Annotated in this window: 21 protein-coding genes; 4 read left to right on the forward strand and 17 right to left on the reverse strand. The window is 56.3% G+C overall.

Annotated elements, in window-relative coordinates:
• Positions 1–229: 229 nt before the first annotated feature.
• The 6 genes from LAO21_18220 to LAO21_18245 all read right to left on the reverse strand — a co-directional run bounded on the left by LAO21_18220 (position 230) and on the right by LAO21_18245 (position 5,472).
• The gene (locus tag LAO21_18220) at positions 230–1,006 is read right to left on the reverse strand and encodes a hypothetical protein (GenBank protein MBZ5554657.1); all 777 of its coding nucleotides are present in this window, start codon (positions 1,004–1,006) and stop codon (positions 230–232) included.
• A gap of 3 nt (positions 1,007–1,009) precedes the next feature.
• Complete coding sequence (locus LAO21_18225; GenBank protein ID MBZ5554658.1) at positions 1,010–1,345, reverse strand: hypothetical protein; 336 nt, start codon at positions 1,343–1,345, stop codon at positions 1,010–1,012.
• A 717-nt stretch (positions 1,346–2,062) separates the two neighbouring features.
• Positions 2,063–2,986, reverse strand: coding sequence for a tetratricopeptide repeat protein (locus LAO21_18230; GenBank protein MBZ5554659.1), 924 nt, complete (start codon positions 2,984–2,986; stop codon positions 2,063–2,065).
• Positions 2,983–3,432 (reverse strand): DUF4352 domain-containing protein, encoded by a 450-nt coding sequence (locus LAO21_18235; protein ID MBZ5554660.1) that lies wholly within the window; start codon positions 3,430–3,432, stop codon positions 2,983–2,985. The genes LAO21_18230 and LAO21_18235 overlap by 4 nt, the downstream gene beginning before the upstream one ends.
• 131 nt (positions 3,433–3,563) lie before the next feature.
• Positions 3,564–5,090 (reverse strand): fumarate hydratase, encoded by a 1,527-nt coding sequence (locus LAO21_18240; protein MBZ5554661.1) that lies wholly within the window; start codon positions 5,088–5,090, stop codon positions 3,564–3,566.
• Positions 5,091–5,271: 181 nt separating this feature from the next.
• Positions 5,272–5,472: a CDGSH iron-sulfur domain-containing protein gene (locus LAO21_18245; protein MBZ5554662.1), complete on the reverse strand. Its 201-nt coding sequence runs from the start codon at positions 5,470–5,472 to the stop codon at positions 5,272–5,274.
• 510 nt (positions 5,473–5,982) lie between these two features.
• Between LAO21_18245 and LAO21_18250 the strand changes: the two genes are divergently transcribed.
• From LAO21_18250 to LAO21_18265, 4 genes are read left to right on the forward strand one after another with little or no spacing between them, the layout of a single operon-like run.
• Complete coding sequence (locus tag LAO21_18250) at positions 5,983–6,297, forward strand: ferredoxin family protein (protein ID MBZ5554663.1); 315 nt, start codon at positions 5,983–5,985, stop codon at positions 6,295–6,297.
• Complete coding sequence (locus LAO21_18255) at positions 6,290–7,489, forward strand: 2-oxoacid:acceptor oxidoreductase subunit alpha (GenBank protein MBZ5554664.1); 1,200 nt, start codon at positions 6,290–6,292, stop codon at positions 7,487–7,489. Before LAO21_18250 ends, LAO21_18255 begins: the two co-directional genes overlap by 8 nt.
• A gap of 51 nt (positions 7,490–7,540) precedes the next feature.
• Complete coding sequence (locus tag LAO21_18260) at positions 7,541–8,416, forward strand: 2-oxoacid:ferredoxin oxidoreductase subunit beta (GenBank protein ID MBZ5554665.1); 876 nt, start codon at positions 7,541–7,543, stop codon at positions 8,414–8,416.
• 28 nt (positions 8,417–8,444) lie between these two features.
• Complete coding sequence (locus LAO21_18265; GenBank protein ID MBZ5554666.1) at positions 8,445–8,981, forward strand: 2-oxoacid:acceptor oxidoreductase family protein; 537 nt, start codon at positions 8,445–8,447, stop codon at positions 8,979–8,981.
• 553 nt (positions 8,982–9,534) lie between these two features.
• Here the strand turns inward: LAO21_18265 and mtnC are convergent.
• The 11 genes from mtnC to dnaK all read right to left on the reverse strand — a co-directional run bounded on the left by mtnC (position 9,535) and on the right by dnaK (position 21,521).
• The gene (mtnC, locus tag LAO21_18270; GenBank protein ID MBZ5554667.1) at positions 9,535–10,266 is read right to left on the reverse strand and encodes an acireductone synthase; all 732 of its coding nucleotides are present in this window, start codon (positions 10,264–10,266) and stop codon (positions 9,535–9,537) included.
• A gap of 20 nt (positions 10,267–10,286) precedes the next feature.
• Complete coding sequence (locus LAO21_18275) at positions 10,287–10,856, reverse strand: cupin domain-containing protein (GenBank protein MBZ5554668.1); 570 nt, start codon at positions 10,854–10,856, stop codon at positions 10,287–10,289.
• 124 nt (positions 10,857–10,980) lie between these two features.
• A complete protein-coding gene (gene mtnB / locus LAO21_18280; protein MBZ5554669.1) occupies positions 10,981–11,583 on the reverse strand; it encodes a methylthioribulose 1-phosphate dehydratase in 603 nt (200 codons plus the stop codon).
• A gap of 436 nt (positions 11,584–12,019) precedes the next feature.
• A complete protein-coding gene (locus LAO21_18285) occupies positions 12,020–13,708 on the reverse strand; it encodes a M28 family peptidase (GenBank protein ID MBZ5554670.1) in 1,689 nt (562 codons plus the stop codon).
• A gap of 163 nt (positions 13,709–13,871) precedes the next feature.
• On the reverse strand, positions 13,872–15,113 hold the full coding sequence (gene ispG, locus LAO21_18290) for a flavodoxin-dependent (E)-4-hydroxy-3-methylbut-2-enyl-diphosphate synthase (protein ID MBZ5554671.1): 1,242 nt from the start codon (positions 15,111–15,113) through the stop codon (positions 13,872–13,874).
• A gap of 1 nt (position 15,114) precedes the next feature.
• Positions 15,115–15,450, reverse strand: coding sequence for an iron donor protein CyaY (cyaY, locus tag LAO21_18295; GenBank protein MBZ5554672.1), 336 nt, complete (start codon positions 15,448–15,450; stop codon positions 15,115–15,117).
• A 263-nt stretch (positions 15,451–15,713) separates the two neighbouring features.
• Positions 15,714–16,538, reverse strand: a complete 825-nt coding sequence (locus LAO21_18300) for an ATP-binding protein (GenBank protein MBZ5554673.1) — start codon at positions 16,536–16,538, stop codon at positions 15,714–15,716.
• A 232-nt stretch (positions 16,539–16,770) separates the two neighbouring features.
• The gene (locus LAO21_18305) at positions 16,771–17,517 is read right to left on the reverse strand and encodes a TIGR00266 family protein (GenBank protein MBZ5554674.1); all 747 of its coding nucleotides are present in this window, start codon (positions 17,515–17,517) and stop codon (positions 16,771–16,773) included.
• Positions 17,518–17,677: 160 nt separating this feature from the next.
• Entirely contained in the window at positions 17,678–18,859 is a 1,182-nt protein-coding gene (dnaJ, locus tag LAO21_18310; protein ID MBZ5554675.1) for a molecular chaperone DnaJ, read from the reverse strand.
• Between the two features lie 209 nt (positions 18,860–19,068).
• A complete protein-coding gene (locus LAO21_18315) occupies positions 19,069–19,518 on the reverse strand; it encodes an Hsp20/alpha crystallin family protein (GenBank protein MBZ5554676.1) in 450 nt (149 codons plus the stop codon).
• A 68-nt stretch (positions 19,519–19,586) separates the two neighbouring features.
• Complete coding sequence (gene dnaK / locus LAO21_18320) at positions 19,587–21,521, reverse strand: molecular chaperone DnaK (GenBank protein MBZ5554677.1); 1,935 nt, start codon at positions 21,519–21,521, stop codon at positions 19,587–19,589.
• Positions 21,522–21,694: the final 173 nt, after the last annotated feature.

A 21,694-nucleotide genomic window follows, 5' to 3' on the forward strand; every position in this document is an offset into this window, starting at 1 on the left:
CCTATCGGGTTGAGCCTCGCGCCCGCAAACGCCGCCCCAAGAACTTTCCGCTGTTAACCGCACCCCGAAAACTGTATAAAGAAATCCGTCACCGCAATCAGTACCGAAAAAACCCTTAACTTAGTGCCATTCGGGACAGCCGCCATTCTCAAGGATGTTCGAAGAACACGGCGACTGCCCCTGATTTCGGATACGACTTGCCTTCTATTGGATAACTGTGCGCCTGACGTTAAGGGATTGCCGCAACGATCTGCTGAAAACGGGAATAGAGGGGGGTTTTTTCCAAAAACTCTAATTGTCGACCATATAGCAAGCCGAAACCGCAACCTTGGCCTTCTGGGTCCTGAAGGACAAAATAGAACGATCGCTCCCAGGTCATTTTCTGGTAAAGAGATTGGGTCCAATTCGCTATCGACCACTCTGGCTCCGAGCATGTTCCGTTCCGATAGTTAAATTCAGTCAGCCAGATCCGTCTTTGGACGCCTAGGCCCACCATCTTATTCCACACTTTCGAAACGGCGCTTACCTGAGCTCTTTCATCAATGCTGTAATTGTGAATCGAAAACGTCTCAAAGAAAGAGGGAAAATACCGCAGTAACGAATCGGTCCACCCCGATAACCAATTCATACAGTGATTCCAATAATCGCACGTGTACCCTTCATTTCCTCCAGAAGGGGTAAAAATATCAGGACCAATCATTCTCGCACTTGGGATGGCTGTCGTGATCGCGTTGTGGCCTGGAAACTGAATGAGATCCATGTATTCACTGACGAGGCCCGTTGGATTAAGAGGGCTCTGGGGGCTGAAATTCTCGGCCAGATTCGGTTCGTTCCAGAGGATCCAGTTTGTAACGTCGGGATAGCGAGTTGCGATGTTGTAAGCGAAGTCATACCAGTTGTCCTTGAATATCTGTTTGTGATTAGTGTAGATGATTCCACACGGGGCTTCAAAACCATCACAAGGATTACCTCCCGCCCAGGTGGGGTGACGGTCGAGTCTGATCACAATCTAAATGTTTCTTGCGCGCATCTCGTTTACTACCTGATCTAGAACGACAAAGTTGTAGTTGTGCCATGCCTGAACCGTTGGACCAAAGTAACTCTGGGGCCCTTGCGGAGTCGGGGTTGAACCGTTCGGCTCCGACCACGTCCATAAAACCTCAAGAACTACCCAATTGACCCCCGTTCCTTGGAGTTTCTGAGCCTGGTTTTGAATTTCGGCGGTCGTCCAATCAGTCTGATTCGCGCCCTGCCAAAAAACTCCATGTCTGGTCCCGCCATAAGCGGGAGATATGCACGAGGCAAGAAGAATGGCAGCCATTATTCCGACGATAAGTGTTCTCATGTTTGACTCCTTTGTTATTGAAAAGTTTGGATTATCAATTAACATCCGGTTTGAAGTCTAATGGGGGTAATTCCAACAATGACCACAACGTTAAAAAGAAACTAAAGAGACCGACTCGGAAGCCGGGCGCCGTTGATCACACATACTATTAACGTCCTTGTCGTGTATCAAGGGACAGCCTCAAGATTGTGGGTAGGGGGCTAGCAAAGTTGCTTAGGCCCCTCTCTGTTGCCGCGTTCACGAGAGTTACAGCCTCCACCGTCAATGAGGATACTAATTCTGCGGCTGACATCTGTCTGTCCTAAATGGGACATCCATTCGGTTTCATGGCGGAGCACCTCTGTTACTGTGGGCACCCTGGACTGGATGCGGACAGTGAGCAGGAAAGTGGGATGGAATCCCTAGCATCTAGACATCTTGATTGGGGGAGAATCTCAGTCAGCACCTGCATGGCTGCACTAGCATTTCAGCGACTAGCAAGCCTGCTATGCAAAGATTCAAAAGGCAGTGGTGCAATTCATCCGAGAGTGAGACTTTCGCTCTTTTCTGGGGATGGCGATTGAGTGCTTTTGAGGATTCTATTGTTGGCGGGGACTTTGAAGTTAGGAGGATTCTAGGGATCAGAACCACGTATTCAATATCCCATGCAAGATTACTTCCACGCCCGAGGGATCTTGCCCTCGGGTTTCTTATTGAATAAACCCGCGGCCCCGAGGCCTATTGGGACTTGCTTTGAGGCCTGGCGGCCATGGATTTCGCTGCGGAGATGGCTCGCCGGACCACGTTGGCATCATCCGCATTGGGGGCCAGCTTCAGGTACAATTCGTACTCCCGGACCGCGTCATTGTATTTCTTCTGAAGGGTATAAACGTCCCCCAAACCTTCATGAGGATCCGCATAGGCAGGATCGATGGAGGCTGCCTTCTCAAATTCCTTGATCGCCTCTTCGTAGTTCTTCTCATCTTTAAGCAGCAGTCCCAGGTTATTGCGCGCCACTGCCAGGTTGGGATTGATCTTTAATGCCGCCAGGTAGTGGGCCTTGCCCTCCGCCGCGACACCCCGGACGGCATAGACATTTCCCAGATCCACCTCGACATCAGCCGCGTTGGGATTCAGGGCGAGTGCCGCCTTGAAGGCCTTGATGGCATCATCGAACCGGTTCAGGCGTGCATAGGTGTTACCGAGACGATGGCTGGCTTCCTCCAACTTGGGATCCAGTTTCACGGCCTGTTGGAATTCCAGCAACGCGTCGCCCACGCGGCCCCGCTTGTAGAGCAGGTTTCCATATTGAAGGTGCGCCCCCGGACACTTGGGATCATTGTCTACGGCCCCCTTCAGAATCTTGGCCGCATCGTCCACCTTCTCCTGCTTCAGGAGGGCAGTGGCCCGGTCGATATCGGGCTGGGAGGGACAAGGCGCGGGGGCCTGCTGCGCCACGAAATGAGCGGGGAGGAGCATCGCTGCCAGCAACAAAAAAAGAAAATGCCGGGAGGAACACAACTTATACGATGTTTTCACGCCGGGCGCTTTACCCCTTCCCCCCACGCCTTGGGAGCCGCTTCGCGGCTTGATTTCTCTTGCGGGCTCGTTTCCGAGCTTTAAATCAGATCTCCGGATTGAACTGAATCGTTGAGACGTCATTTGATGATGTCAACCTTCGTGTCGAGTGTATATTTCAAATGGGCGGGAGTGCGCCGGTCGAAGTAAATGTGGCCGTCTAACATCACTTTGAATTGAGCGGTGCCGCCGGGAGGAATGGTCTGTTTTAACTCGCTTTGCGGCGTCCCGGGAACCGGCTGGGCCCGAAAGCTCGTGCCTTTGCTGTCGTCAATCTCGATCTTGGAGGCATCAAAGGTGGCCGGATCTTCTCCCCGGTTTTGCACCGTCATCGTCATAAACCAGTTCTTGCCGACAACATTCTTCCACTGGTCTGTAAAACTGTTAATCGTCACGTAGAGGTCCTGCTGATGCCACACCACACCGGCCAGGCTCTTGTAATTCACGACGTCTAAGGCGAGCACCATTGAAGCCGTTAAAGCCAGAACCAACACAACCGCTGAAAACATCCACTTCATGCTCAATTTCATGGCCACGTCTCCTTATTGGGAAATTTCGAAAACCGACGCGGTGGCGCACAGCGCTCCGCGGTGGACGCCCTGCGCAGGAAGGGCGTCATGGGCAGGGCGCACGGCTGTGCGCCCCTACAACCTCAAAAACCTCAAAACACCGGCGCTGCGAATTTTTCGAGGACCGCCGCAGAGGCCTTTTCCACATCCGCGTGGAGCGAATTTCCGTGGGCATCCATCGTCACGATGGCCGGAAAATCGTGAACACGCAGATGCCACATGGCCTCCGGAATCCCGAAATCCAGAAGATCGACCCCGAGGACCTCATCCACGCATCGGGCATAGTATTGGGCCGCCCCCCCAATGGCGTTCAAATAGACGGCGCCCGCCTCTTTCAGTCCCGTCAAAGTCTTCGCTCCCATGCCGCCCTTGCCAATTACGGCGCGGATGCCATAGCGCTTGATGATCTCGGCTTGGTAGGGTTCCTCACGGATGGAGGTCGTCGGACCGGCTGCGACCACTTTCCAGGTCCCATTGTTCTTCAGCATGACGGGCCCGCAGTGGTAAATGATGTGTCCTTGAAGGCTGGCGGGCGGCTCATGCTTCATGAGATAAGAGTGCACCGCATCCCGCCCGGTGAACATTTCACCGCTGATCATGACGACATCACCCACTCGGAGGGAACGAATCCTCTCCTCGTTGATCGGCGCCTCCAGGCGCACTTCCTTGCCCGTGCTGGTGAACCCCTCTCCCACCGACATCTTCCGGGGTGGTTGAGTGGCGTCCCGATAGAGCCACCGCTTGATGACACCCGTCCTGGCGTCCAACACAACGCCCAGCCGGCGGAAGGCCCAGCAATCATAAGCCACCGTCACGAAGAAACAGGCGGGCAGACGATTGACCGCAGCGATTTTACAGCCGATCAGTGTGGCGTTGCCCCCAAATCCCATCGTACCGATGCCTAAGAGATTGGACGTCTTCAGAATGTAATCTTCGAGTCTTGCTAACTCCGGGTTGGGGTTGACATCATCGAGCGTCCGGAACAGCTGCTGCTTCGCCATGGTGTACCCCTGCATCCGATCGCCCCCGATGCAAACTCCGATCGCCCCGGCGCTGCAACCGTGCCCTTGCGCCTGCCAGACCGCATGGAGGAGACACTTGCGAACCCCCTCGAGGCTTCGATCCGTGCGGCCCAGGTGAGGCAGCTCGCACGGCACGGAGTATTGAATGTTCTTGTTTTCGCATCCGCCGCCTTTCAACAGCAGCTTGACTTCAATCTCTTCCTCATTCTCCCACTGCTCGAAATGAACGGTGGGAGTGCCCGGGCCGAGGTTGTTTCCGGAGTTCTTGCCCGTGATGGAGTCCACCGAATTGGGGCGCAGCTTCCCTCGCCGTGTGGCATCCTCAAGCGCCGCCGCAATGTCCTTCTTCATTTCCATCTGATTGGCCCCGACCGGGGTGCGTATTTCAAACGTCGGCCAACCGGTGTCCTGACAGATGGGTCCTTCACAGGATTCCGCCATGTCGATGTTTGTCCCGATCACGTTGAGCGCCTGGGAGGACTGGCTTGCTGGAATTTCTTCAGCCATCGTACGCGCCATCGCCTCGCGGACGTCCGCAGGAAGATCGCTGGATGTCCTGATAATCAGATCCAACATGCTGTCCTTGAATGATAGCAACATGAAGCACCTCTCCTCGTTTATGAAATAACCCTGGGGAACCTCTCGATCGGTCCGCTTTTCGAGAGGCAAATGGATTTTCTCACAAACTTAGCTTCCATGCGATGGGTTTTCGCAAGGCCGCCTTGCAGGCCATCAGGAGAGGCCCTCCGGCGGAGCGTCTGAATAAACCAAGAATCCCCTAACTCACTTCGATCCGGGTTCCATCCGGCTTGTATTCGTAGATCTTTCCTGCTTCTTCATCCCGGGTTCTTTTATGTGAGCCGTCACACCACGGCTGAGGATCCGGGCCCTGCCAGTTCGTCGAAAGCCCACAACGGCAAACCCATTGTTCGCCCACCTGGATGGGGCCTTGCGCTTCATGAATCACCTTGCGAGCCATAGAGAATCTCCTTCTTGAATGATGTTTGCAAATTCGCCACCAGAATTACTCTGATGTGAATTCCTCATGAGTCCATTTTTCCCTGAATTTTTTGCTTGCATTATGGCACAATTGCCGTGATAGCATTGTAATGTTTAGAACGCAGTGCGCCTGAGAACTGGAGGGCGCATCAATGGTGAACAGGAGGCAATAGGATCAAATTTCATCTGAATTTGGAGCCCGCTGATTCAACAGACCGGCTTATCCATTAAAATTTCGTCCTTTAATCGTATTTTCTGACAACCTCTGTTGTCTGTTCTGGTTTCAAGCGGTTCTCCCTCCTTTAGATAAATTAGACCTTTTCGGTATAAATTCCTGAACCTCCCCTCATCCACCCCGCATCGCGGGGGTCGATCGGCAAATGCAAGTCGAGCGTGGCAGATGCCCTTTTTGTGAAAAATTGAACAATTCTGATTGATGGGAGCACCTGACTGCGGTGTTCCGCGACAAGAAACTGAGAGGAAAATTCTAATGATCCCCTACTCTGAACTTTCTCCGGATGCTGAGATAGAAATCCTGGAAGGGAAGCTGGCCATTGTGAAGGATCTCTGCAAGGGATGCTCCTTCTGTATCGAATTCTGTCCCAAGCATGTGCTGGCGATTTCCAAGGATTTTAATAAAAAGGGCTACCATCCGCCCGTCGTCAAAGAGGCGATGTCCTGCAGCAACTGCAAGCTCTGCGAATACTATTGTCCTGAGTTTGCCATTTATACGCCTGCTGGAAGTGAAAAGAAGAAACCCAAACAGAAAACGACGGTGACAGCGAAGGAGGTGCGCCATGAGTGACCAGCGGTCGGTTTTGACGGGTGAACACTTTGTCAACGGAGACTGGGCTTGTGCCGAGGGCGGGTTGGCGGCAGGGTGCAAGTTTTTTGCCGGTTATCCCATCACGCCGGCGACTGAGATTGCGGAGCGAATGTCGAAGCGCCTTCCGGAAGTGGGAGGGGTGTTTATCCAGATGGAGGACGAGATTGCTTCCATGAACGCCATCCTGGGAGCCTCCTGGGGGGGCGCGAAATCGATGACCTCCACCTCGGGTCCTGGGTTCAGCCTGATGATGGAGAATTTTGGATTGGGGATCATGACCGAGACCCCCTGTGTGCTGGTCAACGTGCAGCGAGGCGGCCCTTCCACCGGTCTGCCGACCCTGGTCGGCCAGGCCGACATGATGCAGGCGCGCTGGGGCTCACACGGTGATTACGAAGTCATCGCTCTGGCGCCTCAGTCCCCTCAAGAATGTTTTGACCTCACCATTGAAGCGTTCAACCTCTCCGAAAGCTTCCGCATTCCGGTGCTGGTGATGAGCGATGAGGTGGTGGGTCACATGACGGAGAAGGTGGTGGTGCCGAAGCCGGAAGATATTCGCCTTGTGTCCCGCCGCAAACCTTCAGTGCCGCGGGACGAGTTCAAGGCCTTTCAGCCGCGGGAAGACCTGGTGCCGGAAATGTGCACCGCGGGAGAAGGCTACTATGTGCATGTGACGGGACTGACTCACAATGAAAAAGGGTATCCGGTCGTGACCGCGGAAGCTCAAGAGCGACTGGTTCACCGCCTGGTGGATAAGATCCGGCTCAACGCGGACCGCATTATCCGGGTCCAGGAAGAAAACCTCTCCGACGCCGACGTCATCGTGATTTCTTACGGGATCTCGGCGAGAACCGCCAAGAGTGCAGTCGCTATGGCCCGGGCCAAGGGCTACCGGGTGGGATTCCTGCGGCTCATTACGGTTTGGCCTTTCCCGGAAAAAATGATCCGGGAACTGGCGCGCAAGGTGTCCGCCTTTGTCGTTCCGGAAATCAATTTTGGACAGATCGCGCGGGAAGTCGAACGGTGTGCCGGGGGGCGGGCCCGGACCATTGCGGTCACCCACGCGGGCGGCGCCATTCATCATCCGGAGAAGGTTCTGTCGGTGATCGAAGAGGCCATCCGGGTGAAGTCCGGCAGCGGGCTTGTCGAAGAAACCCTCGTACTTCGCTGATCTGTCCCGCTTGATAAAAAATTTGGCGAAAAAAGACAGGGAGAATAGATTATGGGCGCTCTCATTGAAGATGCAGTGATTGACAATGAAACCATGGTGGAACGGTTCTTGAGAATGGACCGTCTGCCCCACATTTGGTGTCCCGGCTGCGGCATTGGAACTGCCCTGCGCTCCACCATCGAGGCTTTGGCGGACATGGACGTCCCGCAGGAGGATTTTGCCGTGGTCTCGGGCATCGGTTGTACGGCGCGCGTCGCGGGCTATTTGAAACTGGATTCCTTCCACACCACGCACGGACGCTCCATCCCCTTTGCCACGGGACTAAAGCTGGCGAATCCCAAGCTGAAGGTCTTTGTCTTCAGCGGGGATGGAGACCTGTTTGCCATCGGTGGAAACCATCTGATTCATGCGGCGCGGCGCAACATGGACTTGAAGGTCATCTGCGTGAATAACTTTATTTACGGCATGACGGGCGGCCAGGTGGGCTGCACGACCCCGACTCATTCGAAGACCTCGACCTCCCCCTACGGCAATTACGAGCCGCCTTTCAACCTGTGCTTCCTCGCGGCGGCCGCCGGCGCAGTGTACGTGGCACGATGGACTACTTTTCACGTCCGCCAGATTAAACGCAGCGTGGAAGAGGCGTTCGCAAAGCGCGGTTTCAGTTTCATCGAGATTATCTCGCCATGTCCGACCGTGTTTGGCAGCCGCAATGGTTTCCCCACCGGGCTCGACATGATGAAATACTTCAAAGCCAACTCGCTCACCGTGGCGGGCGCCGACCCGCGGGATGTGGATATCGAGTTGGGCGGGAAGATCAAGGTCGGCAAGTTCGTGGATAACGAGCGCCCCTCCTTCCAGGACCGGCTCTCGGAGATGTGGGGCGACCTCGGGCTGGAAGAAAGCCGGATCGTCGAGGCCGAGTAAGAAAAATCGTTTACTGGAGAATTGACCTATGGCACGGACAGAAGTTCGAGTTTCAGGATTTGGCGGACAGGGCATCATCCTCTCCGGTTACATCATCGGCAAGGCGGCCGCGATCTTCGACAAGAAGAACGCCACCATGACACAGGCATATGGTCCGGAATCCCGCGGAGGCGCCTGCTCCGCCCAGGTGGTGATCTCGGAAGAAGAGATCAACGATCCGGAAGTCAGCACCCCGAACGTGGTGGTCGCCATGTCCCAGGAAGCCTTCACAACCTTCACAAAGGATCTCGCCCCCGGGTGCACCATCCTGATCGATGAGGACCTGGTCAAGCCCGGGGCGGGTCAGGATAAACTTTTTGCCGTACCCGCAATGCGGCTTGCGGAGGAGATGGGCAAGAAAGTCGTGGCGAATATCATCATGCTGGGCTTCTTCGCCGGAAAAACCGATGTGGTGAGCCGCGAGGCCATGGAACAGGCCATCCAGTCTTCTGTCCCGGCTCGCTTCGCGGAGTTGAACCTGCAAGCGTTTCGGCGGGGATACGAGCTGGCCGTTGCCGCAGCCTGAGACGTTTTGTCAAACCTCTGAGGACGGCCCCTGTCCGCGGGCCGGAATAAACGCCCGGATGTTTGATCCGAATCCACGAGAGGACCACCTTCTCCCGGCCTATCCGTAGTTTCTGCATTTTACTTATCCCTTTCCATTACCCCCCCGATCAATGTCCCTTCTGGATTTGTTGAGGGAGAGAAGCGAACCATGCGTGCGCCAAGGTTGCGGGAGGAGCCCACCACAAGAAGGAGGATGCTGTGAGGAAGCGTATTTTTTGCCGACAGCACCCCGATTCATCGGGGTGTTCTCCGTCCTCTGCTCTTTCCTCCATTCAACCGATTCATCGGTTTTGATTCGGGCGAATGCGACCCGTCACGAACACTCCAACGAGCCTTCCTTTCCATGTCTCGTGGAGTTCCTGCAAAACCGTTGGAAACGGTTTCTATTGCCTTCTGTAGACTCGTCAGCACCCCGATTCATCGGGGTGCTCCTGAATTTTCTTAGGATGGATCACACGCTGGGAATGACCAAAGGACACAGGTGGGAAGAATTCTTTCAAGGACGGGGGACCTCAGAGATTCAATTCCGCGAAGCTCCGAATGACCGGGTGTTTCGACGCTTCAGACTGTTCACGGTTTCCCGGGCGCTGACACAGCGCGGTGCGCATACCCGACGTCAACGCCGCACTGAGTTCTGAAGTGACGTCCGAAATGAAAAAGATTGCGGAAACCGGGCATTCGAGCGCGATTGCGATGCGCCGATAACTTTGTGGGTCTGTTTTTGTCCCCGTGGTCGTGTCGAAATATCCTTTAATGAATTTCGTCAAGTCTCCCGCTTCGGTATGGGCAAACAAAAGCTTCTGGGCGAGAACGCTGCCGGAGGAATAGATGCAAATGTCGATCGACCGGGCATGCCAGGCGGCCAGGGCGGGAGGGACATCCGGAAAAACCTGGCTTCGCAGCGCCCCTGCCCGATAGCCGTCCTGCCAGATCTTTCCCTGAAGCGACTTCAGACCGGTTGATTTCCGGTCCTGGTCCATCAGCCAGAGAAAGTAAGCTAGGACGGATTCCAGGCGGGGTGCCTCCGGGGAGCCGGGCAAGTCTGGCGGCTGGAGTCCGCGAAGCTTGTCTTCCGCATGTTCCTTGAGCAGGAGAGAAACATCCGATTGAACTTCTTCTGCTGAGAAATGGGCGGCAAGAAAATTTTGAACGTGCTTGCGCGCGTAGGGAAACAGGACCTGGTAGACGAAGTTGATCGGTGTCGTTGTGCCCTCTATGTCCAGCAGAACTGCGTGGACCGGCATGACGCGAGGGGGGGGTGTGGTCACGAGGCGGACATTTGCCGGGCGGGGAGATACGAGGAGCCCAGGCACACGGGCTGATAGCGCTCGTCCATGCCGCTGTTGGTGTATTGGGGCGTCCAGCCTGCCGGATCCTGGAAGAGCCGGATGGCACGGATTTCACGGTCTGCGCAAAGATTGAACCAGTGCCAGGTCCCGCGAGGAACCCGGATCAAATCGCCGGCGTGGACTTCGATCGTCACCACGGGCCCTAGCCGCGGCCGGATACTAAAGACCCCCCGGCCGTGGATGACGAAACGGACCTCATCTTCGTCGTGCCAGTGCTCGCGCCGGAATTTTTCCAGCATGGCGTCGAGATCGGGGGTCTGGGGGTTCACATCGATGACATCGGCCGTGACGTAACGGCCACGAGCCATCAGGGTCCTGATTTCCTCCTGGTAAGCGGTGAGAATCTCATCCGCAGGGGCGTCCGGCGCAATGGGGTGCGAGGGGATCCAGTTATCATACTCAATCCCCACGCCGGCCAAATATTTCCTGATAGCATCGGGATCAATCAGGACCCGCCCTTTCCCGGATGGGGTGACAATCGACATAAATCAACCTCTAGCAAAGAAAAGCTGCTGAATGTGGTCTAACGCTCGTTTAAGAAGATGAGGGGCACTCGTACACGCATCTCAGATCTCAAATCTCCTGCCTCAACCCTCTTCCAAACAGGGTTCAGGACCGTCCCGTCCTTCCGACTGCCTCCAGCAAGAACTCGAGGATCTCGACGTGACGCTTCGCCTCTTCGAGGCTTCGTCCCCAGGTATACAGTCCATGTCGCCGGATGAGAAATCCGTGGCAGGTGGGGTGCTGGATCAACTGTTCCTCCAGGGAGAATGCCAGCTCCTGCATGCTCTGGAAATTTTCTACGACGGGCAGCCACTCGCGATGCTCGTGGGTGCGAACCCCTTCCAGGCCTTTCAGCATCTCGTACCCTTCGATCCGCACCCCGCCTTCATCCGCGAACCGTTCGGAGAGGACCGTGCTCCAGATCGAATGGGTATGCAGGACCGCCCTCGCCTCGCGCAATCGTACCAGGGTCAGGTGAAGGTGCGTCTCGGCGGAAGGCTGTCCGCGGCCGTGAAGGACATTCCCATGGGCGTCGACTTGCAGAATATGCTCGGGACTCAGCACGCCCTTGTCGACCCCGCTCGAGGTAATGGCCAGTCGCAAAGGATTTCGGTACAGGACGGCGCTAAAGTTGCCGCTGGTTCCCAGGACCCAACCTCGGTGATAAAAGCCACGCCCTATCTCCGCAAGCCTCCCTGCAAATTCCATGAAGCTGGCGGATTCTTCGGGAGGATTTGACACCAGATATCGTTGCGGTTTTGCCATGGCGCTTATTGCTCCCTTGGAATGAAGAAAGTCTTCCGACCCTTTCGGAGAATTCGACCGGGATCTTTCTGCGGGATCTGCTATCCCTACCATCTTCCTGTGTTTTAGGCCAATAAGTATAAACCTTCAGGGAAGGAAATTCACGTGGTTATTTCGGCGGCGACCATATGAAATCAAATATGACAATTGTCCCATAAAGCGTCGATTTTGGAAGGTTCCTACTGTAGACCACCGTTGCAAATTAATTGTTCTGGAAACCCCTTTGCGCGACTGTACCCAGGGCGGTTCCGCCCCGCCTTCGCGGGACGGATTGCCCTGGGCTGATGAATTTAGCCCTTTCAGGGCAAGGGATTTGATCGATGCCGCTGTTCATTCAATTTCACTTCATCATCGCCACGCGTCGTGCCCGGAATTCGCTGTGGGCGCTCCATTCGGGCCAGGTCGAGGCATTGGCGACATCTTCACCGACTTCAAACAATAATTGCAGATATTGAACGGCGCCACTGAGGTCCCAACTGGGGTCAAACATGTCGGCGGGCTTATGATAGCGCTTGGTGGTGTAGTCCCGGCGCTGCTCGATCCCCCAGCCTTCGGGTCGCCCGACGAAATCGACGCCCGAACTGGGATCAAGCGAGGGCACCCCGACCTGGGCAAAGCTGAAGTGATCGGACCGGAAGTACCCGCCTTTTTCCGGTTCCGCGTCCGGTTTGACAACGAGGCCGGACTCCGTCGCGTATTTCTTGACGATGTCATCGAGGTTCGATTGGCCGTAGCCGATGACGGTAATGTCCTTGGTCTTGCCGAGCACATTCAACCCATCCATGTTGATATTGGCGGCCGTCTTGTTGAGAGGATAAATGGGGTGCCTGGCATAATAAAGCGAGCCCAGCAGTCCCTTCTCTTCCGCGGTGACTGAGAGAAAGAGGATCGAGCGTCGCGGGGGTGTGGGGAGCAGGGAATAGGCCTTCGCAATTTCGACCAGCCCGGCGACCCCGGAAGCGTTGTCCCGCGCCCCATGAAAGATTTCCTTCCCCTCCGGGGTCTCGCGCATCCCGAGATGATCCCAATGAGCGGTGTAGATGACCCACTCCTTCTTCCCCTCAGGGTCGCTGCCTTCGATCTTTCCCACCACATTGTTGGAGTTAATCACGCGGTCCTTAACTTTCAAGCTGAGCTGTGCCTTGACGCCGAGGTCCACAGGCTTGAAATCGCGGGAGACCGCCGCCTTCTTCATCTCCTCAAAATCTTTTCCCGCCATGTTGAACAACTGGACAGCGCGGTCGTGGGTGATCCAGGCTTCGATGGCGACCTTGGACATCCCCTTGTCCTTGGAGACGAGGGTAAACTGCTCGCCGCTCCAGCTGCCCTTCACGACCTCCCAGGGATACGCGGCCGGCTCCGTCTCGTGAACGATGATGCAACCCGCGGCGCCTTTGCGAGCCGCCTCCTCATACTTGTAAGTCCACCGGCCATAATAGGTCATGGCCTTGCCCCCGAACGTTTTCGGATCGAGCTTGGTGGGATCCTTGGGATCCGATACCGGGGGATCGTTGATCAGCACCACAATCACCTTTCCCTTCACATCAACGCCCTTGAAGTCGTTCCATTTGTACTCCGGCGCCACCACACCATAACCGACAAACACCACGGGGGCGTTAATGGACACCTCGGGGGCCTGCCGCTCGGTAAAAGCCATGTAATCGTTCCCGTAACCCAGCTCTTCCTTCTTTTCGCCGCTCGTGAAAACCAGTTTGGCATCGGTATTTTCAATGGTCTCACCCACCATCGGGACTTTCTGGAAATAAGTGCCGTCGGTGTTGCCGGGCTTAAGTCCGACCTTCTTGAATTGATCGACGATGTAATGGATTGAGAGTTCTTCGCCTTTCGAGGCCGGGGCGCGGCCCTCATACTCGTCCGATGAGAGCGTTTTGATGACCCCCGAGATTTCGGGTCCATTAATGCTGCGCAGGGCCCTTACCTGAGGGCTCATTTTCTCTTTTTCCGCGGCGGTTGCGGCAAGGATTAAGAACAGGAATGCAGTCAGGGCAATGAGGCATTTATTCTTCATCGATATCTCCTTAGGATTTGAAGGAAATCATGGGGTGCACAAAAGGGGCGAGCGGAACAGGGACAGACACCATTTCGTAAGCAACTTTGCAGGAATGGCAGCAAGGCAGGCGTCTGTCCCTTCTTTTTTCGCGTTAGTGCGAAGGGGATGAGGGAACGAATCCTCAACGCCCTTGCAGGTTTGCAGCATGAACACCAAAGTGGGACTCCAAGTACTGGTTCAGAATGCGGTTAAAGTCCTGGGCGATGGTTTCACCCTTTAAGGTGACGAACAGCTTCCCGTCGACGTAGACGGGAGCCTTCGGCTCCTCGCCGCTTCCCGGAAGCGAGATCCCGATGTGCGCGTGCTTCGACTCACCGGGCCCGTTCACCACGCAACCCATCACCGCGACCCGCAACTCTTCGACACCGGAATACTTCTCACGCCACACCGGCATTTGCTCGCGGAGGTAGGTTTGAATCCGGTCGGCCAGCTCCTGGAAGAATGTCGACGTGGTGCGGCCGCATCCCGGACAGGCGGTAACCTGCGGGGAGAAACTGCGAATTCCCAGGGACTGCAAAATCTGTTGAGCGACGTGCACTTCTTCCGTCCGGTCGCCCTGGGGGGCGGGCGTCAGCGACACCCGGATCGTATCGCCAATCCCTTCCTGGAGAAGCACGCTCATCGCCGCGGTCGAAGCCACGATGCCCTTCGCCCCCATGCCGGCTTCCGTCAGGCCGAGATGCAGCGGCAGGTCGCAGCGGACGGCCAGGCGACGGTAGACATCAATGAGATCCTGGACTCCCGAGACTTTCGCACTCAAGATGATCTTGTCATGGGCCAGGCCGTAGCTTTCTGCCATTTCCGCGGAGCGCAACGCGCTTTCCACGATCGCGCCGAGGGTGACCTCGCGCGCGGCAAGGGGCTCCGCCAACCGGGCATTTTCATCCATCATCTGAGTCAACAGCGACGGGTCCAGCGATCCCCAGTTGACTCCTATGCGGACGGGCCGGCCCTCGTCCCGTGCCACCTCAATCATGGTCTTGAAATTCTCGTCATGCTTCCTGCCGACCCCCACGTTCCCCGGGTTAATGCGGTATTTGGCCAGCGCCCGGGCACATTCCTTGTAACGGGTGAGAAGCAAGTGGCCGTTGTAATGAAAATCGCCGATGAGCGGGGCCTCCACTCCGAGATCATCCAGGCGACGACGGATCTCCGGCACGGCCCGGGCGGCCTCATCCACGTTTACGGTGATACGGACCCACTCGCTGCCGGCGCGGGCCAGGGCCGCGCACTGGTCCACGGTCGCCGTGACATCGGCGGTGTCGGTGTTGGTCATCGATTGGACGACGATGGGATGACACGAACCCACGACGGATTGGCCGATGGACACATTGCTCGTCTGTCGCCTTTGGATCGTTGCCATCTTAGATCGCGACCGCCTCGCCGAGACCCATCTGCTCGCTGATGAGCCGTCCCAGAGCCTGGTCAATGGGCTCGCCCGATTTTTCGTGCACAAATCCATTGACCGGGTCGGACCAATTGAATTTAAAGCTGGTCGTCCGCGCCGACAGCCAGAGTTGCTTGGCGGGGGGGTTGGCGCTCAGGACGAACGTGCCCGGATGAGGGTCATCAAAATGCAGCTTGATCGTCCCCTCCCCGGCTTCCACCTCCATGTCCATGTCGGCCGAAGCCTGGTTCAATCGCTCCTCCAGGTCAGCCAGGGCTTGTTCGGCCCGCTCTGCGAACTCCGCATCATTCATAGATGATTCTCATATGTGATTTAGAAAAATGAATTATACCTGAAAAGCGGATCTTCGGCACGCGAGTGGAGCAAATTCCAAATCACAAGCACCAAAATCCAAATAAACTCCAATAGACAAGCTCCAAGAACCAAAGCCGCCTCAACCTCCTGCTTAAAGGCTGCATTGAGTCCGATAGAAGACACGGACCGCCACTTGGCTGTTTGGAATTTGGGTATTGGAGTCTATTTGGATTTTGATGTTTGGAATTTGGATTTTGTTTTTCAGAACCTGTGGTGTGCTTGTTTCACCACCTGACGGAAGTCTTCTCCAGTCATATCGATGGCCTTGCACATTTCGAACAGCCGCGACCGCATGCGCACCCCAATGCGATCGGTGAGGGACTCTTCCACAGGATAGTTCTGGGCGGCCCGGTCTTTCTTGCCGCGCCGCATGTCGTCCTCCGGGGCCGGGCCCCGGGGTTCGGTGTCGAGAAAATTGGTCGTGAGGAGGGTGGTCCTCTTGTCGTTGTAACGGGCGTTCAAGATATAGGCCACGGTATCCTGGACCCACAACGACGGCTTGATGGCCCCCAGATCGTCGAGCAGCAGGACATCGACGCTGAGCACCGGCTCGAGAATCGCCATCTCACTGCTCTGGGAGATCGGGTTATAGCTGTTCTGGATCTCTTTGAGCAGTTCACGAAAATCATAGAACCGGCACTCGATGTGCTTGTTGATGAGAAGGGACCGGAGAATGGAGACCGCGAGATGCGTTTTCCCGACGCCACAGGGACCGATAAACAGCAATCCCACATCGACCAGGGGATACTCCTCCGAGAACTTCCTCGCAAATTCCTTGGCAAATTTCTGGGAATCGGTTCCCGGGTACGTCCTCGATGTGAAGGTATAACTCTCAAAGGAGCAATGTTCATAACGGCGGGGGATTCGCGCGCTTTTGAGAAGGCGCTGGACGCGCGTGTCGAGCATGCAGTCGCATCGACGGACCCCCGGGCTGCCGGCTTCGCCCGCCGCCTGGGAACCATCGCTGACCACTGGCGCCCAGCCGGTGCCGTTGCAGATGGGACAGACTTTGGCTTCTGTGGTCATCTCATTTTACCGGGGATGGAAACAAGAAGATCATGAGTATAGCGAAAATCCAAATCACAAAATCCAAAATCCAGATAAATTCCAAAATCCAAATTCCAAAAGTAAAATTTCAAAAAATGATGCCTGTATCGGAAGGGTTTATAGGTTGTTCGGAATTTTTCTCGGCTTCCGTTTGATTCATTGGAATTTGGGTTTTGTTTGGAATTTGGATTTTGGAATTTGGAATTTTTTCTTAACTGTCTCCGCTGAGAATATCTCCCAGAATACTTCCCCCGATCCCGGCGATCCCCTTCTGTTCATCCACCCGCCCATGCGCGGCACTCAGGACCTCTTCTGCCATGCGCGAGAAGGGCAGTGTTTGAAGGAGGACATGGCCGGGTCCGGTGAGCAGAGCATAGAAAAGCCCTTCGCCCCCGAACAGCGAACGCGTAAAGCCGCCGATGAACTGGATATCATAATCAATCGTCGGATCCATGGCCACCAGGCAACCGGTGTCCACGCGCAACTGCTCGCCGGGGGCTAAATCGAACTCCACAAAATTACCACCTGCATGGATAAAGGCGACTCCGGTCCCGGCGATCTGCTCCAGGATGAACCCTTCGCCGCCAAAGAACCCCGCCCCCAGGCGTTTGGTGAAGGCGACACTGAGGTTGACGTCTCCAAAGGCGCACAGATAGCTGCGCTTTTGGGCGATGATGGCGCTATTGTTCAAATTGACGGCCTGAACTCTGCCTGGATAAGGGACGGCGAAACCCACTTCTCCGCCCCGCCCACGGCACTCGAAGGTTGCCATGAACAGCTTCTCGCCCATCAGAAGTTTGCGGGCCAGACCCGAGAGCAGCCCCCCTTTCATGGAAACGTCCATGTCGACGTCCCCCTTCATGTACAGCATCGCCCCCGGCTCAGCCTGGGCACGGTCGCCCGGAGCAAAGTGAAGTTTGACGGCCTGCATGACATCGCCCACAATGGAGTATTGCATCAGACCTCCGCTGAGAAAAGGATCAACGTGAATTCCGGAATTCAAGCGCAATCCGGTCAAATCCAAGGGCTGCGCGCCGGTGAGTTCTTTCCCGATCGCTGCCCAGTTTAATGCAGGTCGTGTGCCAGGGGAAGCGTAAATTGAGCAGGCCACCACCGCGCTATTTTTGGTCGAATAACTTGGCGCGAGGATCTCCAGGTTGAAGGCGTTCCAATTCCCGCAGGAGCTCTTTGGTCCGCTCGTCGCTTGCCGACGGCGTAACGACTTGCACCTCGACGACTTGATCGCCGCGGGTGGATCCCTTCGAGGATCTGACCCCTTTTCCCGCCAGTCGGAATTTCTGGCCGCTCTCCGTTCCTGCAGGGATCTTCAGAATAGCGCGGCCGTCGAGAGTGGGCACCTCAATCCGCGCCCCCAGCGCCGCCTCACTCACCGAAATGGGAACCACCGAATGAATGTTGTCCCCGTCCCGTTTGAAGAAAGGGTGTTCCGAGACCTGAATGACCAGATAGAGATCTCCGGGGGGAATTCCCTCAAGTCCGGATTCCCCCTTGCCGGCCACGCGGAGGCGGGTCCCGGTGTGCACCCCGGGCGGAATTCTCACCTTGATGGGAACGGATTTCTCGATGCGCCCCAATCCGTGACAGCTCCCGCACACTGAGGGCAATTTTCCAGTCCCCCCGCAGTGGGGACAGATTGATGAAGCCCTTGAGCGGCCTCGCATCACGTTGATGGTGCCGGTGCCCCCGCATTCGGCGCAGGGTCCTGCGGTTTTGCTCCGGCCTTTGCCTGTGCCGCCACAACTCGGACACTTTTCCTCGCGGAGGACATTCATGCGGATCTCGGTGCCCCGGATTGAATCCCAAAAGTCCAGTCGGACCGGGGTTTCAATGTCCCTTCCCCGCATGGGCTCCGAGGGCATCGGCTCCCGCCCGACAGCGCCTTCTCTGAAAAGTTGGGAGAACAGGTCTCTCAAATCGGGCTTTGGAGACCGGCCCGCACCGGGTCTGAAGGGGCCTTGCCCGCCCCCCGAGAAATCAAAATTGGAAAAATCGAAATTGGAGAAGTCAAACCCGCCCGCGCCGGGACGCGCCTGCTGCCATGAGCCGTCTGCGAAACGCGGGTCCGCAGTCCCGAATTGATCATACATCTCCCGCTTTTTTGGATCGCTGAGAACTTCGTAGGCCTCGGAGATCTTCTTGAATTTCTCTTCAGCCGCCTTGTTTCCCGGATTCACATCGGGATGATGCTTGCGGGCGAGTCGTCGGTAGGCCTTCTTGATCTCGTCCGGTGTGGCCGTTCGCTTTATGCCCAGCCGCTCGTAAAAGTCTTCTTGCGCCATATCGAGTCTTTCGCCTCCACTCATCGACCCCGGTTAAAAGGAAGGTGTCTCAGCTTGTGGTCATCGGGAAAACAGGGCTGCAACTCTTTATCCGCGAGCAGGAATCCTGCGGTCGAATGGGTGTGGTCACCTCGCCGCGTTCCCGCGGCGGGGGCTTTGTCAGACGGCAAAAAAAACCCGGCAAAACAATCTGCAGGGTCTGCCAAAGTTTATTCCCGTCTTTCGATGGGAATGATGCGGGAAGAAGCGGTTCGTTTGGGTAGCGTGATACGGAGGACCCCGTCCGTCAGCTGGGCGTCGACGCGTGTTTCATCAATCTCCGATGAAAACTCAAGAGCGCGCTGGAACTTTCCCGAGGCACACTCGACCCGGTGATAGTTCTCCTTGGGGATCCCCTGGCTGAGCTTCCGTTCCCCGGAAAGGATAATCTTTCGACCCCGGACTTGCAAGTCAATGTCCTCTCGCGATACCCCCGGCAACTCGGCCGTAATGGCGTACTTATCGTCGGTCTCGTAGCAGTCCACCACGGGCGTCCAATACCCGGCCGAACTGGTCGGCATCAGGGACGTGTCGAAGACGGGCTGCGATTCGTCGAAGAGCGAGTTCAATCTTTTCTGAATCAGCATCAGATCCTTGAGCAAATCAGAGGGAGTCGGCATAAGGAGTCAATAGAAGGAAGGGGCGCTCGGACTGATCCGAGCGCCCAACGGTTCACCTGAATTCCGGATTATTTTTTCTCGTCCACATCCACATACTCGGCATCGATGACGTCCCCTTGTTTACCTTCCGGGGGAGGCGCCGTCGCCCCGCCCGCTTCACCTGCCGGTGCGCCGGGCGGAGGAGCGGCCTGCCCCGCCGTTGCCCCGGCCTGCTTGTACATGGCTTCGGCGAGCTTGTGGGTGGCCGCCGTAAGGGCCTCGACGGCTTGATTGATGCGCTCCAGGCCGCCTTCTTCCATGGCCTTCTTCGTGTCGGTAATCGCTGCCTCGATGTTCTTGGCATCGGCCTCGGAGACCTTCTCGCGATTCTCCTTCAAGAGTTTTTCCGTGTTGTACACCATGGAATCGGCGCGGTTCTTGGCCTCGATTTCCTCCCGACGCCGTTTGTCCTCTTCAGCGTGGGCATCGGCGTCCTTCTGCATTTGAGAAATCTCATCCTTCTTCAAACCGCTGGAGGCGGTGATCGTGATCTTCTGTTCCTTGCCGGTGCCCAGGTCTTTCGCCTGGACATTCACTATCCCATTGGCATCAATATCGAAGGTTACCTCGATTTGCGGGATGCCGCGCGGGGCGGGCGGGAGTCCGATCAAATGGAATTTCCCGAGCGTCCGGTTGTCAGCCGCCATGGATCGCTCTCCCTGGAGCACGTGCACCTCAACAGAAGTCTGGCTGTCGGCTGCGGTCGAGAAGATCTCACTCTTCCGGGTCGGGATGGTCGTGTTCCGGGGAATCAGCACCGTATCCACGCCCCCGAGCGTTTCGATCCCGAGCGACAGGGGCGTCACGTCCAGGAGCAACAGATCCTTCACGTCGCCGGCCAGAACACCCGCTTGAATCGCCGCGCCTACGCCCACGACCTCATCCGGATTCACGCCCTTGTGGGGTTCCTTTCCGAAAAGGTCCTTCACAATCTGTTGGACGCGGGGAATACGGGTAGAGCCTCCCACCAGCACGACTTCATCGATGTCGCTCGACTTCAAACCGGCGTCCGCGAGGGCCCGCTGGCACGGTCCCACCGAGCGTTGCAGAATGTCCTCGCAGAGCTGCTCAAACTTGGAGCGTGTCAGCTTCATCAACAGGTGCTTGGGTCCACTGGCGTCCGCTGTAACAAAGGGGAGATTGATTTCCGTCTCCATGGCCGTCGAGAGCTCGCATTTGGCTTTTTCGGCCGCCTCTTTCAAACGCTGCAGAGCCATGCGGTCCTTGGACAGGTCAATCCCCTGGTCCCGGCGAAATTCTTCCGTGATCCATTCAATGAGGCGATGGTCGATGTTGTCGCCTCCGAGGTGGGTGTCTCCATTCGTGGATTTTACCTCGACAACCCCTTCTCCCACTTCGAGGATCGAGATGTCAAAAGTCCCGCCTCCAAAGTCATACACGGCAATGGTTTCATCTTTCTTTTTGTCCAAGCCATAGGCCAAGGCGGCGGCGGTGGGTTCGTTGACGATTCTAACGACATCCAATCCCGCGATTCGGCCTGCGTCTTTAGTGGCTTGCCGCTGGGAATCGTTAAAATACGCCGGAACGGTGATCACGGCCTTCTCCACTTTTTGTCCAAGATAGTCTTCAGCGCTCTGCTTCATCTTCTGCAGAATCATGGCGGAGATTTCAGGAGGGGAATAGTCCTTGCCTGTGATTGAGACATGGGCATCCCCGCCGCCGGCCTGAACCACTTTGTACGGCACCATCTTCATCTCTTCGTTGACTTCATTGTAGCGTCGACCCATAAAACGCTTAATCGAGAAAACAGTGTTCTCCGGGTTGGTGATGGCCTGACGCTTGGCCACCTGGCCAACAAGTCGCTCTCCCGACTTGGTGAAGGCAACCACGGAGGGGGTCGTCCGGCTCCCTTCGGAGTTGGCAATGACCACAGGCTCGCCACCCTCCATGACAGCCACCACGCTGTTGGTAGTTCCCAGGTCGATTCCGATCGTTTTACTCATTTTTTCATTCCTCCACGGCGCCAGGGGTATCCCACCCACGCCACTCCCAGAAATTAAGATGGGGTCACCCAAATGTCAAGCACATGAAAACCTTATGCCTTCGGGGCATGAGCAGGCCCTTGCACCGGCGCGGATCCAAAGCTCTTTCACCCCCCGCAGGGGCGCGCTCTCGG

The organism is Terriglobia bacterium (genome assembly GCA_020073085.1).
Lineage (GTDB): Bacteria > Acidobacteriota > Terriglobia > JAIQFV01 > JAIQFV01 > JAIQFV01.

What these genes read in the sequence shown, in the direction of transcription:
- LAO21_18245 (MBZ5554662.1), bottom strand. Translation starts at nt 5,472, where the DNA reads ATGGCTCGCAAGGTGATTCATGAAGCGCAAGGCCCCATCCAGGTGGGC.
- LAO21_18260 (MBZ5554665.1), top strand. Translation starts at nt 7,541, where the DNA reads ATGGGCGCTCTCATTGAAGATGCAGTGATTGACAATGAAACCATGGTG.
- dnaJ (MBZ5554675.1), bottom strand. Translation starts at nt 18,859, where the DNA reads ATGGCGCAAGAAGACTTTTACGAGCGGCTGGGCATAAAGCGAACGGCC.
- cyaY (MBZ5554672.1), bottom strand. Translation starts at nt 15,450, where the DNA reads ATGAATGATGCGGAGTTCGCAGAGCGGGCCGAACAAGCCCTGGCTGAC.
- LAO21_18230 (MBZ5554659.1), bottom strand. Translation starts at nt 2,986, where the DNA reads ATGACGTCTCAACGATTCAGTTCAATCCGGAGATCTGATTTAAAGCTC.
- LAO21_18255 (MBZ5554664.1), top strand. Translation starts at nt 6,290, where the DNA reads ATGAGTGACCAGCGGTCGGTTTTGACGGGTGAACACTTTGTCAACGGA.
- LAO21_18275 (MBZ5554668.1), bottom strand. Translation starts at nt 10,856, where the DNA reads ATGTCGATTGTCACCCCATCCGGGAAAGGGCGGGTCCTGATTGATCCC.
- LAO21_18235 (MBZ5554660.1), bottom strand. Translation starts at nt 3,432, where the DNA reads ATGAAATTGAGCATGAAGTGGATGTTTTCAGCGGTTGTGTTGGTTCTG.
- LAO21_18305 (MBZ5554674.1), bottom strand. Translation starts at nt 17,517, where the DNA reads ATGCAATACTCCATTGTGGGCGATGTCATGCAGGCCGTCAAACTTCAC.
- LAO21_18300 (MBZ5554673.1), bottom strand. Translation starts at nt 16,538, where the DNA reads ATGACCACAGAAGCCAAAGTCTGTCCCATCTGCAACGGCACCGGCTGG.
- LAO21_18250 (MBZ5554663.1), top strand. Translation starts at nt 5,983, where the DNA reads ATGATCCCCTACTCTGAACTTTCTCCGGATGCTGAGATAGAAATCCTG.
- mtnC (MBZ5554667.1), bottom strand. Translation starts at nt 10,266, where the DNA reads ATGCCGGTCCACGCAGTTCTGCTGGACATAGAGGGCACAACGACACCG.
- LAO21_18315 (MBZ5554676.1), bottom strand. Translation starts at nt 19,518, where the DNA reads ATGCCGACTCCCTCTGATTTGCTCAAGGATCTGATGCTGATTCAGAAA.
- LAO21_18285 (MBZ5554670.1), bottom strand. Translation starts at nt 13,708, where the DNA reads ATGAAGAATAAATGCCTCATTGCCCTGACTGCATTCCTGTTCTTAATC.
- mtnB (MBZ5554669.1), bottom strand. Translation starts at nt 11,583, where the DNA reads ATGGAATTTGCAGGGAGGCTTGCGGAGATAGGGCGTGGCTTTTATCAC.
- dnaK (MBZ5554677.1), bottom strand. Translation starts at nt 21,521, where the DNA reads ATGAGTAAAACGATCGGAATCGACCTGGGAACTACCAACAGCGTGGTG.
- LAO21_18225 (MBZ5554658.1), bottom strand. Translation starts at nt 1,345, where the DNA reads ATGAGAACACTTATCGTCGGAATAATGGCTGCCATTCTTCTTGCCTCG.
- ispG (MBZ5554671.1), bottom strand. Translation starts at nt 15,113, where the DNA reads ATGGCAACGATCCAAAGGCGACAGACGAGCAATGTGTCCATCGGCCAA.
- LAO21_18265 (MBZ5554666.1), top strand. Translation starts at nt 8,445, where the DNA reads ATGGCACGGACAGAAGTTCGAGTTTCAGGATTTGGCGGACAGGGCATC.